This window comes from Haladaptatus pallidirubidus (assembly GCF_020700235.1).
Taxonomy (GTDB): Archaea; Halobacteriota; Halobacteria; order Halobacteriales; family Haladaptataceae; genus Haladaptatus; species Haladaptatus pallidirubidus.
In genome coordinates this window covers 3772774-3787795 of the sequence record NZ_CP085301.1, presented here as the reverse complement: position 1 = coordinate 3787795, position 15022 = coordinate 3772774, and the positions used below count along the sequence as shown (strand labels likewise).

Genomic DNA, 15022 nt, shown 5'->3' with positions numbered 1-15022 from the left:
TCCTAACTGCTTCCTTTCGCCTTCTCGGTCGCCTCCGCTTTCGGCGACACATCGTCTTTTTCGACTCGCACGGTGAGGACGGGCACTGTCGAAGCGCGGACGACGCGCTCCGCGACACTGCCGAGCAGGAGGCGGTCGATGCCGCCGCGTCCGTGAGTTCCCATAACGATGAGGTCGAAACCTTCCCGTTCCGCATATCGGACGATTTCCTTGTTCGGCGCTCCGTCCACGAGGTGCGTCGTCAGCGACACGTCGTACCGGTTTGCGACTTCGCGCACGTCGTCGAGCGCCGACTCACCTTCGTCTTGTAACATGTCGGTGACCCCTTCCCACGAGGTTTCCATCGGTAGGCTGGCGAACGTCGCGGAGTTGATGACGTAAATCGCGTGCAGTTCTGCCTCATGCGCCTCGGCTAGTTCGGCGGCGTGTGCGACTACCCGCTTTGTTTCCGCCGAACCGTCTGTCGGCACGAGAATGCGGTCGTACATAGGAACGTTACCGAATGTCACGGTTCGTGGCGTCTTAACTTGTTTGGTAGCTGTGACCTTCGAATCGAAACACCACGGCAGTACTCGTTTCAAAAACACCGCTACAGCAGCACGTCCTTCACGTCGCTTGCACCCGCTCGGCGAACGACCGACCGAATAACGTCCCGATTGCCGGAAAGATTGTTCGAACTGCCGTCGAGAACGAGCAGTTTGCCGTCGCGGTTCGGTTCGATAACGCCGCAGTTCAGTCCCGCGATTCGCGCCCCGTTTTGGGTCGCCATGCGAAGTACCTCCCGAGCGGAGAGGTCAGTCAGTTTCGCGGTGAACTCCATCTCCCGAAACATCGACGGACTGTTCAACATCACGTTGTCCGTCCCGAGCGCGACCGTCGTCCTGTCGAGCAGTTCTCGAATCGGCGGCAGGCCGACGCCCGTAACCAGATTCGAGCGCGGACAAACCGCGATTGGAACCTCGTTGTTCTCGATTCTGTCGAGGTGAATCGGCTCCGGATGGACGACGTGGACGAGAAACTCCGGCGACAGGTCGAGCGCCGGGTTGATGTCGCTGGCATCGGCCTCGCCGGCGTGGATGCCGAACAGTTTATCCGCTTTTTTCGTCGCGCGACGTTCCCGTCCGAAGCTGTCATCGTTCGCACCGCTCGCGCCGAACCCGTCCGCCGCTTCCATCGCTTCGATCGTTTCCCTGCCGAGAATAACCGGGTCGATGTCCAACCCCTCGGCGGCCTCTCGAAGCGCGAACACGCCTTCGACGCCACCCTCCCGAAACTCGAGGAACGAGGCCGTTCCCGTTGATTGCATGAACTGCACCGACCGCCGCATCGCTTCGACCTTCTCGCTCCGAGATGTCTGTCGGAGCAGTCGGTGTTTGAGACCGTCCGGCGGTGCGACGAGTTCTTCGAGCGACAGTCCGCCACCAGCCTCCTTCGCAATCGAGTCGCCGATGTGGGTGTGCGCGTTGACGAATGCGGGGAGGATGATGTCCGACGACGAAACGGACTCCTCCTCGATAGCTGTAATCGTGCCGTCTTCTAAGACCACGCGACCCTCGACCGGTTCGAAATTGGGACCGCGCAGTATCGTCCCCTCCACGAGCATAGCAAGGAATTGTGAGCATCGAGTCTTAAACGCAACTGTTGGGGGTGATGGACATCACGGGATATCGGCCACCGGTCAGCAGTTATCTGTGCCCGACTGCTATTTATTGTCTGTTTTCGAAGAGAAAGGTGGATGAACGAATCAGTTCGGTCGGGAAGTCGCATCGAATGGAGTATCGACCCCGGGTCATGGGGTGTTAGCCGGGGTATCGTACAGCTCCGTTTTTTTTGCGTTTTACGGTCTGTTATTGCTGATGTTCGGATTTGCGGTGAGTTTCGCCATCCAAAGCGCGCAGATACCGACTGCGGTGATAGTCGCCATGGTCAGTGCAGGGGCGTGTCTTCTGTTGTTGTTCGTCGTCCGGTCAGTGGACGAAGAAAAATTGGCACGAATTGGTCGCTACCTCTCCATCATGGGGTCACAGTCGGCACCCCTGTTGACGGTTTGGTCACCAGCGTATCTCGTTACGCTCGCTTTCGTCGGATCGCTTGTCCAATACCTACTCTGGGCGGCAACGACTCTTCCGCCGATAGTGCTCGTGGCTGTCCCAATCCTCGTTCGAATCGGTGAAGGAGTAGTCGTCTCACTCGTTCCCTTTTCGGGAGCTATCGACGGCGAAAACGGCACGTACATTCGTCCGTCCGAAAAATCGGGCGAGGCGATTACGTATGACCTCACGAGTCGAAGCGAAGCAAGCGCTTGGGGCCTCGGAACTGTCGTTTTCCTCTGGTATCGGCGAGCAGGCGGTACACTTCCGACGTATCTACTCGTTCCGATTCCACGAGACAAGTACCGGGAATTTCAAACCCTCTTGAACCGAACCGATTCGAACGGTACAAATCGGCAGTTTTCCTCGTGACCGTCGCTTTTCGACGACTTATTCGAAGTCGTCCAACGTCGTTCTGACGCCGGTTCGAACGTCGCTGACCAGCGTTCCGTCGGTGTCCAACCCGAGGACGCGCTCGGTTGCGAGTCCGACCGCTTCGGTTTCCGTGACTGGTGCGTAGACACCCAACCGCCACTGGTCGCGCTGAACCTGCTGGAGTGCCCGGACGAGGGTGGACTGTTCCCCTAGCGCACGCACGTCGCCGTTGACGAGAACGCGCGACGAGGATTCCGTCATCCGCGGCCGACCGAGCACGTCGAGGATGACGGATTCGGAATCGACATCCGCATTTTCGGCGATGTCGGTTTCGTACTCGCGGATTGTTTCGTGGTCAGCGTCGATAATCTCGTCCGGAACGTCCTGCATCTCTGCCCAGACGGCCCGTTTGTAGAGGTCACGGTGGGAGAGACGTCGAGCGAACTCGGCGGTTTCCGGCGTTGCACGGAGCGCGACGAGCAAATCGTGGTCGTCCATCCGGCGTAACTGTTCGGCGTCGATGTCCGGTTCGGAGAGCAGTCGCTCGCTCGCCCGCTGGAGCATCGCCTTACTGATTCGCGTGACGTGGTGGTTGTACACCGTCGGGTTCATCAGCGCACGGGCGACGAGCAGGCTTTCCGCGGTCTGGACGTTCCCCTCCGCGAGGACGAGTTTGCCGTCGAGAAACGTCAGTTCGCGCGTGAGTCGCTCGTGGTCGATGGTTCCGTAGGGGACGCCCGTGTGGTGGGCGTCTCGAACGAGGTAGTCCATCCTGTCCACGTCGAGTTCGCCCGAAACGACCTGTCCGAGTTCGCCCGCTCCCGCGATGAGATCGGCGATGGTGTCCGGGTCTAAATCGTGCTCTCGAAGCACGTCGCCGACTTCCGACCCGGAGATGAGGTCGTGAACGTCGTCGTGGTATTTGTCAGTGTGTCGGTGAATGAGTTCTTCGATGGTATGACTGTACGGAGAGTGGCCAATGTCGTGGAGGAGGGCCGCGGCGCGGACTCGCTCGGCCTGCGTTCCCTCGATACCGAGATTCGTGAGAGCTTCGCAGGCGAGATGGTAGACGCCGAGACTGTGTTCGAATCGGGTGTGATTCGCCGAGGGGTAGACGAGACGAGCGGTGCCGAGTTGCGTGATGTGTCGAAGTCGCTGGACTGCGGGCGTATCAAGCAGGTCACGCGCCACCCCCACCACGTCGATGTGGTCGTGAACGCTGTCCTTGATGGTCTTCATTGGATACAGGTTGGTTCGTCATCCTATAAAAACCGAAGGACGAAATCGGAACTCGGCGGACTCGATTTGGATAGTATAATTTTTATAATGTCGTTTATCGATATTACTCAATGAAGTTAGATATTGGGACGAGAACTATCGTTGTTCTCGTCCTCGTCATCGTACTTTCTGGATGTTCCGGATTTATCAACGAACGTACAGAGGCGACTGGGGACGGAACGAGCAACGAGACGACGGTCACCGAGACAGCGGGCGACCGAACCACGACGAAACCGATTCACAGTCTTCCGCTTTCGAACGACGAAATCGTGACGGCGCACGAAACGGCGCTTCGTCAAGCGGGGAACTACACGTTCAAAGAACGAATTAGGATGTCGAATTCGGAAACGGACGATCGTCAGATAATATACACGACGGCCCGTGGAAGCGTCGAAACAGGCGAACTACGCACGTACCAGAACGTGTCGAGTCAAAATACGCTCAATCGACAGCAGACCTACATCACCCAATCCGGAGCGGGCTACCATCGAGTTTCCAGCGGAGATAGCGGAGCAATTTCGTACAGTCGGCCACCGACGGAATTGGGCGTTTCCGGACATCTCCAACCGAACCTCACGGAGTATTTCGAAATCGCGGCGTTCGAATACGAGGGAGTCGAATCCGACGCGAACGCGAGCGTCCATCACTACACTGCCTCGAACCTGAGCGCGTTCGACGGGGACGAAACCGGGCAAATTCTGGGATACGATCGCGAAAGCGTGACAGACGCGTCCATTGATCTGTTCATCACGGATGACGGAATTTTGAAACGGTTCGAACTGTCCATCAAGGCGGTGGACGAGGGCGCCCCGGTCGAAATCGAATTCGAGGTGACGTACTCGCACCTCGGAGAGACAACCGTGGAGCAACCGGCCTGGCTCTCGGAAGCAAAAGAGCACGTTTCCGCTACCGAACCGAATCCCGCAGAGACGGTGACCGAGACAGTCGAAAACCAAACCCTCGGTGCGGCGATAACCGCGACGGGGCCACGATACGCGGTCGAAAGCGTCGAAATCGAACGCCAGTCCGGGGGAATTTGGGACACCGGTGGCGAAGGGTATCAGAAAGCGCAAGCGTCTTCGCTCGTGTCGATCCGGTCGTGGGGAGAGGCGACGGTCGAGCAAATCACACTGTCGTACGACGAATCCCTGTTCCCCGGGGAGGGAAACGGATTGGCGATGTACCGATTCGACCGCGAGTTACAGACGTTCGTGCAGGTGGAAACGACAGTTGATACGAACGCCAACGTTGCGCGTGCTGATATCGACCGCGAGGGGACGTACCTCGTGATGCACACCGAAACGTGGAACTCTTTGTTCGAGTAACCGAGCGCAAGGATTTACACGACCGCGCGACCATCACGGAGTATGGCAACGTTTCTTTCCGGGGGAACCGGCACCCCGAAACTTCTGGATGGCGCGCTTTCGGTTTTCTCGCCCGCCGAAACGACCGTCGTCGGAAACACGGGCGACGACGTGGAGTTGGGCGGCCTGCTCGTCTGTCCCGACATCGACACCGTCCTCTTCCAGCAGGGCGACGTGTTGAACCGCGAAACGTGGTGGGGAATCGCGGACGACACGACCGAAACGCACGACGAACTACAGCGACTCGCGGAGTCGGCGGGGTTGGCGAGGGGGCCGCGCTATCTCCCCGACGAACGGCAAACTTCGGGCCGGAAAATCGCCCGCTGGCGGCGATTTTCCGGCGTCGCCGAGTTCATGCTCCTCGGTGACCGCGACAGGGCAGTTCACGTCACGCGGACGGGACTCCTGGACGAGGGGAACTCGCTGACCGAGACGACCCGGATTCTGGCCGACGCCTTCGACTCGTCCGTGGATGTCGTTCCGATGAGCGACGACCCGGTGGCGAGCATCGTCCACACGCCCGAAACCGAGATGCACTTTCAGGAGTTCTGGGTCGCACGCGGCGGCGAACCCGAAGTAATCGACGTGGAGTTCCGTGGTTCGGATGACGCGAAGGCATCGCCCGCCGCGCTTTCCGCGCTGACCGACGAAACGGTCGTTATCGGCCCGTCGAACCCGGTGACGAGTATCGGCCCGATGCTGGCAGTAGACGATCTTCGGGAAGCGCTCCAAACGGCGACCGTGGTCGCCGTTTCGCCGTTCGTAGAAGACCGCGTTTTCTCTGGCCCGGCAGGAAAACTGATGGAAGCGGTGGGCTACGACCCGAGTACTGCTGGCGTGGCGGAAGCGTACCCCTTCGCGGACGCCTTCGTATTGGACGACGAAGACGACACGAACCTCGACCGACCCGTGGTCAGAACGGACACGAAGATGGACGACGCGGCCGATGCAGAACGCGTCGCCCGGGCAGTGAAAAAAGCCCTGGAGAGAACGATGGAGGTTGCCTGATGTTCTCTCCGCGCGTGGCGCTGGCCAGTCTGTCCGGAAAATCCGACGCCGAGTGGGCGACGGACGGCGCGGAATACGCTGGCGCGGCGTTTTTGGGCGGTATCGCGCTGGACGAACAGACGCGAACCGCGGCTCGGAAGCTGGTTTCCCGCGACCGAACCGAGTTTCTGCCGGACGACCCAATCGAGTTCCTCGACGAGCAACTCGCCGCCCTCTCGAACGCAGAGATTCGAGCAGGATTCAACGTGCGCTCCGCGACGCTCCCGCCGATTCGGGACGCGGCCGAAGTCTGCCGGAAACACGACGCGATAATCGAACTCAACGCCCACTGCCGACAGGAGGAGATGTGTGCGACCGGGGCGGGACAGTCGCTACTCAGGCATCCCGACCGACTGTGCGAACAGGTGCGGGTGGCGAAGGAGACGGGTGCGACGGTCGGCGTCAAGGTGCGAACCGAGGTTTTCGGCGTCGATTTGCCGAACCTTGTCCGCCGGGTCACTGATATGGGTGCGGCGGTCATCCACGTAGATACGATGGATTCGGAACGCGTAATCGCCGACATTGCCGACGCGACAGACTGTTTCCTCGTGGCGAACAACGGCGTTCGAAACGAGGAAACGGTGTTCGAATATCTCGATTACGGCGCGGACGCGGTGAGCGTCGGGCGTCCGAGCGACCGTCCGGAAGTCCTCTCCCAGGTCCGCCACGCGACTGATGAGTGGTTCGCGGAGGTGGTCGCATGACGCCAGCGGAACACGCACAACTTGCGTTACTGCTGGAGGTCGCGGGAACGCCGAAACCCGGCAACGTAGACCGCGACAGGGATTTTCCCGACCTACGATTCGAACATTTCCTCGCCGGTGCAGTCGGTTCCGGGTCGGGGATGCGCTCCGCCGAAGCGGGTATCCCGGTCGGAGAAGCGTTCGAAGAAGCGATTGCGGGAATGAGTCAACAGAGCGGCGGAAACACGCAGTTCGGGGCGCTCTGCCTGTTGGTTCCGCTGGTGAAAGCGAGCGCGACAGACGCCTGTTCCCCAGATGGGGTCACCGCAGTCGTCGAGAATACCACCGTCGAGGATGCGACGGGATTCTACCGTGCGTTCGACCACGTGAATGTGTTCGTCGACGACCCGCCGGAAGGGGCGGACGAGTTCGACGCGCGCCGGGGAAGCGACGCGATTCCTGCGATTCGTGATGCGGGAATCACGCTGTACGACGTGATGGAACTCGGGGCGGACGAGGACGACATCGCCCGCGAATGGACGAGCGGGTTCGAACGAACCTTCGAAGCGGGCGAGCGAATCGTAGAATTGGACGGGTCGCTTTCGGGTCGTGGCGCGCGAGTGTACCTCGAACTGCTCTCGCGCGAACCGGATACGTTCGTGGCGAAACAGCACGGCAAGAAAACGGCGGAAAGCGTTCGTGTGCGAGCACAGGAAGCACTGCAAGAGGTTCGACAGGGCAATTCTGAGTTGGTGCACGCATTCTCTGACTCGCTAGTCGAGGATGGCATCAATCCCGGCACGACCGCCGACATCGTGGCGGGAGGCCTGTTCGTCGCGCTAGAGCGAGGGGTGCGACCGTGAACGGGAAACAATCGGACTGGCCGGTCGAGCTTCGAGGTGTAACCGAATCCATAATCGCGACGCTCGGCCCGAACGACCTGTGGAACGCGGCCGCGTTGGGGCTTCACGCCGTGGATCCCGTGACCGCGAAAACGTGGGGGAACACCCGAACTCGGCGGAACTTCCATCGACGGGGCGGCGGCGTGATTCAGTTCACCCGCGACCCCGTGGATTTCGTGGATGCCACGCTTTCGATTCGGGAAGAAGAGGACGCCGTATTGGAGTCCGCGGACGCGTGGGTCGAGGTCGAAGTCGAGCGGGTCGATTCCGGAAAGTCGGGGGGGACGAATTGGGAACAGTGGGAACTCGTTCCCATCGAATCTGAAATCCTGACCGAACGTGTCCCGACCGTCAACAGGGGATTTTCGGCGGTCGTGGAGGCGACAGTGGCAGTTTCGCGCCTCGACGTTGACGCCTACGATGTCGCGGAACTTCGAGCGCGATTGGAATATTTTGAAGCAGTTGCTCGGAAATGTGGCGGTAAACGGGAGCGAGAGGCGTTTGACCGGATTCAAGAGCTCGCAGAGTGGTGAAATACCGAGAGGACGACGGGTGTTTGACGATGAATCCGATTCGGATTAGCGAAGTACGGTAACTGGCGGTTGGAGTTTGAAACCGCGCATCGGAATGATGAGTCGTTGGTTCGGGGGTGGGAACTATTATATCACCCAACTCTTCTTCAATGGAACAAATGAGCGATTTCGTCGTTTCGGTCACCATCGTGTTACTTTTTCTTCAATTTTTGCTGTGGGTACTCGTGACAATCGACGTTCGGGGAGCGGAAAACCCCAATCTAAAATGGTTCGCTATCGTCACCCTATCTCCCGGTATCGGGCTACTCGTCTCTTCGTGGTACTTTTCCAACCGAAGTGACCTCCGCGGAGGAACCGACGATGCTCGGGATGCGAGCGACGACTGACCGAGAAGCGGCGACCTCGGCTGTGTTTCAGCCGCTCATTTCTCTCCTTTCATCCCCATTGCTCGCGCCCAAACTCTCGTTTTCTTCTCCAATCGAAAACGATTCAAAAGACGTATCAAGCGCGCTCGCACTACCCGCCGAGTATGCAACCTCGGTTCGTGGGACGACTGTCGCTCGCCGACGCGGTAACCGTTTCGAACGGTGCGCTCGGTTTCCTGGCGATTTCGGTCGCGACCACGAATCCGGAACTGGCCGCGCGCCTCGTCCTGTTGGCGGCGGTGGCCGACGGGTTGGACGGCGTGTTGGCGCGACAAGTCGGGAGTTCGGCGGCGGGGCCGTACCTCGATTCACTGGCCGACGTGGCGTCGTTCGCAGTGGCCCCCGCGATGTTGGTCGTAAGTTTAGTGCGCCAGACGTGGGGATTCGACACGCTTCGCGTCGGTATCGCGCTCGTTGGCGGAGCGCTGTTCGTCGGCATGGCCATCGTCAGACTCGGACTGTACACCGCCTACGACACCGACGACGACGTGACGGAGGGCGTTCCGACGACACTCGCGTCGGTCATTCTCGCCGCAGGTGTCCTTGCGGGGTTCACCGAACCGATGGTGCTCGTCGCGTTTACGTTCGTCCTCGCGGGACTGATGGTTTCCACGATTACCTATCCCGACCTGTTGGCCCGGGACGCCCTCATCATGGGCGTGGTTCATTCGCTGGCGGTGCTGGTCCCCAACGTTCGGGGACGAGCGTTCCCCTACGCGCTGTTGACGCTGGCGCTCGCGTATCTCGTCCTCTCGCCGCATTTTTACTGGCGAACGACGACCGGAAAGCCGACGGGGACGACAGAAGGGAAACGCTCTTGATGGCTACGGCCCGATTTTTCCGCATATGAGAGCAACGGCTCAGCCGGGGGTGGACGCATGAGCGACGAAGAGGCCGAGGAGACGCAGGAGTCGGACGCATCCGAGGAATCCGAGGTCGAAACCGTCGATGCGGAAACCATCGAGAAACAACTCGACCAAGCGGAATCGGAACTCGAAAGCGCCGAGACGGAATCCGACCTCGACGTGGTCGAAGCCCAACTCGACAAAGTCGAGGGGCTACTCGAAAGCGCAGACATTCCGGAACCGGAGGACGAAGACGAAGACGACCCGCGCGAGGAGTTGGAGGGACGCCTCTCCGGCCTCCGCGACGAACTCGAAGATCAGCGCGGTCCATATGCCGAAGACGTAATCAGCGACATCGAGGACGCCGCTTCGACCATCAAAGACGTTCGTTGGACTGACGACGGAAGCGCCGAACTCGTGGACGTCGTCGAATCCTTCGCCGAGCGCGTACAGGACATCCTCGACACGGATTTCACCGTGACGCTGTCGCGTAACTCGGACGACCTCGCGGAAGTCCTCGAAAACGCCGCCGTCGCGGTCGGTGACGCCGATCTCGACCCCGACGAGGATGCGGACACCATCGAGGCGCTCGTAGAAGCCACGGAGGAGTTGAACGACGGAATCGAGAGCGCGGAAGAGTGGAGCGACCTGGAAACGCGCGAACAACTCGAAGCCGAAGGCTTCTACGACGTTCTCGACCACCGCAAGGATTATCCGCCGGAGTGGCACGCCCTGAAAATCTGGGAAAAGAAAGACCGCGCGGACATGGTTCTGCTCGCGCTCGATTCGCTCCAGTCGAACTTCATGGAGCGTCACTGCCTCGAATCGCTCGAACGGATGGGCAACGAGGAGGCCGTCGAACCGATGCTCCAGCGCGCGAACCGTCGCGACAAGGATGCAATCAGCATTCTCGGTAAAATCGGGAGCGACGAAGCCATCGACGGCATCATTGATTACGTCGATGCCGACCCCGGGATGGCGAAAACTGTCATCAAAGCGCTCGGCGAAATCGGCAGCGATGAAACGACCCAGGAGGTCGCAAACCAACTCGTCGTCGACGACGAGGACGTTCGAAGCTACGCCGCTCGCGCGCTCGGCCGCATCGGTGATACCCGTGCTATTGACCCGCTCGCCGACACCCTCGAAAATGACGACTCGGATTCCGTCCGCGCGAGCGCAGCGTGGGCGCTGAATCAAATCGGAACGGAGAGCGCACTCGACGCGGTGCGCGGCTACTCCGACGACCGTTCGTTCCTCGTTCAGAGCGAGGCCGAAAAGGCCCTTTAATCGGCCGTAACGACTCCTTACTCCGCTGTAATCAACCAATAACAAAGAGGGTTGCCAATCTGCTTTAGTTTTGAGGTATGGCAACCGAACCCGCCCGAATCGGTGTATGTCCGAACTGCAACGGGAGCATTACGAGAGGCTATCTTCTCATCGAGTACGAAACCGAAACCGGGGCGGAGCGGTTCGCCGAATGTCCCGACTGTCGGGAAATTGTCCATCCAGGACGGTAAATGAGTACGAAGTACGATCGAACTCGAAATCAATGAGTGAGCAGCGTCGCAAGAAACTGGAGCGCGAACCCGACCGCCATGACGAACGCGCCGATACGACCGACTGAGGTGTATTCTCTCACTTCCATCGGCGAAATATCGATGGTGTAATCGTTGTACTCGGAGTCGTATTCGATGTAATCCGGTAGTTGGAAGAACTCGAAGAAGATGAGAACCGCACCGAGGGCACCCAGCGCGTGTCCCGCCAGTTCGAGTGCAAACGGAATTTCTACCATACCGACAACGGGAACGACTCTGACAAAAATTTACCGTTCCGAGCTTTTATAACAGAAGACGGAACCATTTCGTTCCGTGTCTCTCAGGGTCGTCCTCGCCGTGTGTCTCGTCGCCGCATCAACGCTGTGTCCGTCGTTCGTGGCGCCGTCGAAAGCGGAGATAGCGCCGAACCAATCGCCGGAAATCGTCTCCGTCTATCCGAACCCGGTGGCGAACGAAGATGCGGGGGAGTTCGTCGTCATTTCGTTTCCGAGACCGACGAATCTCTCTACGTGGACGCTGTCAGACGACGAGGAAACGGCGACCCTGCCCAACGCGACGGTTTCCGGGACGGTTGCATTCTCCACCGCTCCGAACCGCACCGAGAGTCTCACCGACTTTCGAACGCTTCCGCTCCGAAACGTCTCACTGGCGAACGAAGGTGAAACGGTTACGCTTCGAAAACGGGCAACTCGTATTCGGACGACCGACCGTTCGATGGGCGACGGTTCAGTTGTCGATTCAACTACCTACGCAAACGCCCCTGAAAGCGAGTTGTGGCGCCCCGACAGCAGTTCGTGGGTACCGTTGGGAGCGACCGACCGGTCGATTGTTCACACCGGCGCGACGACGGCCCGCGTGTTCGTCTTACCGGACAATCCGACGGTTCCCATCGAGACCCTGCGATCGGCGGACGACCGTATTCTACTGGCGGGCTATTCGTTCGCCTCCGAACGAGTCGCGGACGAACTCGTTGCCGCTGCGAATCGAGGCGTCGCAGTCCGACTGCTCGTCGATGACGCGCCTGTCGGTGGCGTCACACGCCAACAAGCGGTTACGCTCGACAGACTCGCCGACCGGGGAATCGAAGTCGAAGTCATTGGCGGTGCTCGCGCACGCTACGCCTTCCATCACCCGAAATACGCGGTCGTTGACGATCGCGGAATCGTTCTCACCGAAAACTGGAAACCGTCGGGTGTCGGCGGTCACGCGAGCCGCGGGTGGGGTGCTGTGGTTCGCGGCGAACCCGCGACGGAGTTGGTCGATATTTTCGACGCCGATACTGCGTGGCACGACACGATTTCGTGGTCGCAGTTCAGGAAGGGAAAATCGTTCACGTCCGACCCGCCAGCCGACGAGAGCTATCCGACGCGATTCGAACCGAAAACCGTCCCCGTCGAATCCGTGAGCGTGCTGACCGCACCGGATAACGCGGAAGAAGGCGTTATCTCCCTTCTCCAGTCCGCAAATCGGTCGATTTCGGTTCAGCAGATGGCAATCAGCGAGCCGCAACAGCCGTTCGTTCAGGCCGCGCTGGCCGCCGCTCGCCGCGGCGTTGAGGTTCGCGTTCTACTCAGTAGCGCGTGGTACGTCGAAGGGGGCAACGGAAGAATCGTGAATTGGTTGAACAAGCGCGCGGACGATGAGGAACTCCCACTCGAAGCGAAACTCGCGGAGCCGAACGGTTACGAAAAAATTCACGCGAAAGGCGTCATCGTTGATCAGCGTCACGTCGTCGTCGGCAGCCTCAACTGGAACAACAATTCGGCGCGGGAGAATCGCGAAGCCGCGCTCGTACTTCACGGAGAGCAGGTGGGGACGTACTACACGACGGTTTTCGATGCAGATTGGGGTGACACCGACGACCGATTTCCCATCGGTGTCGGTGTCGTCACTGCACTGGGACTCACCGGCGCAGTATGGCTCGCAAAAAGGGAGGTAAAGTTCGCGTAGCGTTTAATCGTCCGTGTTCTGGTGTCCGACCGTCGTACTCTGGAGGGCTTCGTCCAGTTCCGCGTCGGCCATCTTCTCCACGAGGGCGTCTAACACCTGTTCGCGCATTCCTTTGACGAACTTGATGCTCCCGACGACGAGGTGGCCGCCGCCGCTGACGCCGCCGCCGACGATTTCCTCGTTCAGTTCCGAAACCATCTCCGGAATGTCGAGCCGGACGCCGTCACTGCGGAGGACGGCAAAGTCCGGCCCGTAGCCGATGGTGATGACGGGTTCGCCCGTCTCCTGTACCTTCCGGTCGTGAATTTCGCCGGTCGTCTTCCCCGGTGGCGGGTAGGTGAATCGGTAGGCGTGGTTTTCGACGTCCACGCGGTAGAGGTGAGCCTCGCTCGCCAGTCGCTCGTGCTGAACGTGCGGCATCGCGGCGTCGAGTTGTTGCTCGGTATCAGAGCGCGCGCGTTCGGCGAGGAACGAAACGAGCTCTCGGTGGCGCTCCTCGTCGTCACAGCCGACGTTGAGAACGTCGTTAATGAGGTTCCGTCCCGGGTCGTATTTCAGCCAAAAGGCCTCGTAGTCGAGCGCTTCGCCCATGTTCGTGAGGAAGTCCTCACTGTAGCCTTCGGATTCCGCGAGTTCGACGTACTCCGACATCTCGCTGGCTTTCGAGCGGTCGGAAATGCCCGCGACGGCGGGGACGTGTCGGAGTTCCTCGGTGAGGTCGGGGCAAATCATCCGAGCGAGTTCGACGCACATCATGCCCGTTGTGATACGGTAATCCTCGTCGTACAGGTACGGGTTGACGTGGCCGTCGGTGTACGGCTCGACCGCTTCGGGGTCGGGGTGGTGGTGGTCAACCACGAGAATTGGGATATCGTAATGTGCGAGATTCTCGTAGGCGGGCACGTCCTCCTCCGTGCTTCCGTTATCCAACATGAGCAGGAGCGGAAGTTTCTGGCCATGTCGCGCTTGGTCTTCGAGCGCGAAGTTCAGGTCGCGTGTTACGTCCTCCATCTCGTAAAACGGTGCCTTGCTCGGGAGGCGCTTGAACAGGTGGCGCTTCGCGTCGGGGTCTTGGTGCGTTTGCTCGATGAATCGCTTTAGCGCGAGTTCGACCGGGAGGCTGGCGCACATCCCGTCGCCGTCGGCGTGGTGGCGGACGCGAATCGGTCGGCTTTCGAGAACCGTGCGGCGGAGCTGTTTTGCGATGTCGCGCAGGTCGGGGAACAGTTGTTCGAGCGCGGGCCACTCCACGAGCGGTTCGGTTTCGTGGGGTTCGGCGCGCTCGTCGAGTGCGGCTTCGAGCCTATCGCGCACGACATCTTCTTCGTCGCCTTCCAGCGCATCGAGGGAGGTCGCTTCCACTTGGAGTGCGCCGTCGCGCTCCTCGACCACGCCGACGAGGTGAACCACGTCGTCGATATCGATTTCGGGGTGAGCGCGAACGCCCGCCTCTTCGAACGCGGCGCAGGGAACGACGCCCGTGTCGTCGCTGACGTGGAAAATCGTCGGCCCGCCGGTCTGTTTGATTTGAACGACTTCTCCTTCGAGGTGGACCGTTTCGCCGACTTGGTCGCCGAGGCTTCCCGTTTCGGCGACGTTGTACTCGTGGGCGATTGCGACGGTTTCGTAATCGTCGGTGTCGGCGGGGACGAAGCTCAGGTCACCGTTCTCCCTGACTTCGAGGAGTTTAACGACGAGGCCGTCGCCGACGTCGTACGACTGTGAGAGATTCGATTCGTGAACGAGACCAGAGACAGAGTCGGAAAGGTCGACGAATACACCGTAGTCAACGACGCCGTTGACGACTGAGTGGTACTGTTCGCCCTCGGAAATGTCGGAGAGGGTACAGTCCGCCGCGAGGTCGTACACGACGGAATCGTCGGCCCTATCATCGGGACCGGAATCAGCGGATGTCATCTTATCTGTTCTTTCGGTGCCGCTATTTTTAACGCTTTGCAACTCGGGGTCGCGTGT

At 60.0% G+C, this 15022-nt stretch carries 16 protein-coding genes; 11 read left to right on the top strand and 5 right to left on the bottom strand.

Translation table 11 applies throughout. The features are described from left to right. Window positions 1-2: 2 nt before the first annotated feature. Complete coding sequence (locus tag LIX15_RS20545) at window positions 3-488, bottom strand: universal stress protein (RefSeq protein WP_227775436.1); 486 nt, start codon at window positions 486-488, stop codon at window positions 3-5. A gap of 101 nt (window positions 489-589) precedes the next feature. After that, window positions 590-1603, bottom strand: coding sequence for an amidohydrolase family protein (locus tag LIX15_RS20540; protein WP_227775435.1), 1014 nt, complete (start codon window positions 1601-1603; stop codon window positions 590-592). A 253-nt stretch (window positions 1604-1856) separates the two neighbouring features. Here LIX15_RS20540 and LIX15_RS20535 point away from each other — a divergent pair, with 253 nt between their 5' ends. Further along, window positions 1857-2462 (top strand): hypothetical protein, encoded by a 606-nt coding sequence (locus LIX15_RS20535; protein ID WP_227775434.1) that lies wholly within the window; start codon window positions 1857-1859, stop codon window positions 2460-2462. A gap of 18 nt (window positions 2463-2480) precedes the next feature. Here LIX15_RS20535 and LIX15_RS20530 read toward each other — a convergent pair whose 3' ends face one another. Further along, complete coding sequence (locus LIX15_RS20530; protein WP_227775433.1) at window positions 2481-3704, bottom strand: HD domain-containing protein; 1224 nt, start codon at window positions 3702-3704, stop codon at window positions 2481-2483. Between the two features lie 110 nt (window positions 3705-3814). Here LIX15_RS20530 and LIX15_RS20525 point away from each other — a divergent pair, with 110 nt between their 5' ends. The 9 genes from LIX15_RS20525 to LIX15_RS20485 all read left to right on the top strand — a co-directional run bounded on the left by LIX15_RS20525 (window position 3815) and on the right by LIX15_RS20485 (window position 11059). Then, window positions 3815-5068 (top strand): DUF7537 family lipoprotein, encoded by a 1254-nt coding sequence (locus tag LIX15_RS20525; RefSeq protein WP_227775432.1) that lies wholly within the window; start codon window positions 3815-3817, stop codon window positions 5066-5068. A 42-nt stretch (window positions 5069-5110) separates the two neighbouring features. Beyond that, the gene (gene cofD, locus LIX15_RS20520) at window positions 5111-6115 is read left to right on the top strand and encodes a 2-phospho-L-lactate transferase (protein ID WP_227775431.1); all 1005 of its coding nucleotides are present in this window, start codon (window positions 5111-5113) and stop codon (window positions 6113-6115) included. Then, on the top strand, window positions 6115-6858 hold the full coding sequence (locus LIX15_RS20515; protein ID WP_227775430.1) for a tRNA-dihydrouridine synthase: 744 nt from the start codon (window positions 6115-6117) through the stop codon (window positions 6856-6858). Before cofD ends, LIX15_RS20515 begins: the two co-directional genes overlap by 1 nt. Next, complete coding sequence (locus LIX15_RS20510) at window positions 6855-7700, top strand: triphosphoribosyl-dephospho-CoA synthase (RefSeq protein ID WP_227775429.1); 846 nt, start codon at window positions 6855-6857, stop codon at window positions 7698-7700. Before LIX15_RS20515 ends, LIX15_RS20510 begins: the two co-directional genes overlap by 4 nt. Then, entirely contained in the window at window positions 7697-8272 is a 576-nt protein-coding gene (locus LIX15_RS20505; RefSeq protein WP_227775428.1) for a DUF447 domain-containing protein, read from the top strand. Before LIX15_RS20510 ends, LIX15_RS20505 begins: the two co-directional genes overlap by 4 nt. A gap of 158 nt (window positions 8273-8430) precedes the next feature. Beyond that, window positions 8431-8658 (top strand): hypothetical protein, encoded by a 228-nt coding sequence (locus LIX15_RS20500; RefSeq protein WP_227775427.1) that lies wholly within the window; start codon window positions 8431-8433, stop codon window positions 8656-8658. A gap of 143 nt (window positions 8659-8801) precedes the next feature. Then, complete coding sequence (locus tag LIX15_RS20495; RefSeq protein WP_227775426.1) at window positions 8802-9518, top strand: protein sorting system archaetidylserine synthase; 717 nt, start codon at window positions 8802-8804, stop codon at window positions 9516-9518. Window positions 9519-9575: 57 nt separating this feature from the next. Continuing rightward, window positions 9576-10829, top strand: coding sequence for a HEAT repeat domain-containing protein (locus tag LIX15_RS20490; RefSeq protein WP_227775425.1), 1254 nt, complete (start codon window positions 9576-9578; stop codon window positions 10827-10829). 77 nt (window positions 10830-10906) lie between these two features. Continuing rightward, window positions 10907-11059, top strand: a complete 153-nt coding sequence (locus LIX15_RS20485; protein ID WP_227775424.1) for a DUF7837 family putative zinc-binding protein — start codon at window positions 10907-10909, stop codon at window positions 11057-11059. A 29-nt stretch (window positions 11060-11088) separates the two neighbouring features. Here the strand turns inward: LIX15_RS20485 and LIX15_RS20480 are convergent, their stop codons facing one another. Beyond that, window positions 11089-11334, bottom strand: a complete 246-nt coding sequence (locus tag LIX15_RS20480; protein ID WP_227775423.1) for a hypothetical protein — start codon at window positions 11332-11334, stop codon at window positions 11089-11091. A 76-nt stretch (window positions 11335-11410) separates the two neighbouring features. Between LIX15_RS20480 and LIX15_RS20475 the strand changes: the two genes are divergently transcribed. After that, window positions 11411-13048 carry a phospholipase D-like domain-containing protein gene (locus tag LIX15_RS20475; protein WP_227775422.1) on the top strand — a complete coding sequence of 546 codons (1638 nt, stop codon included), beginning with the start codon at window positions 11411-11413 and terminating at the stop codon, window positions 13046-13048. A 3-nt stretch (window positions 13049-13051) separates the two neighbouring features. Here LIX15_RS20475 and han read toward each other — a convergent pair whose 3' ends face one another. Next, a complete protein-coding gene (gene han, locus LIX15_RS20470) occupies window positions 13052-14965 on the bottom strand; it encodes a Hef-associated nuclease (RefSeq protein ID WP_227775421.1) in 1914 nt (637 codons plus the stop codon). Window positions 14966-15022: the final 57 nt, after the last annotated feature.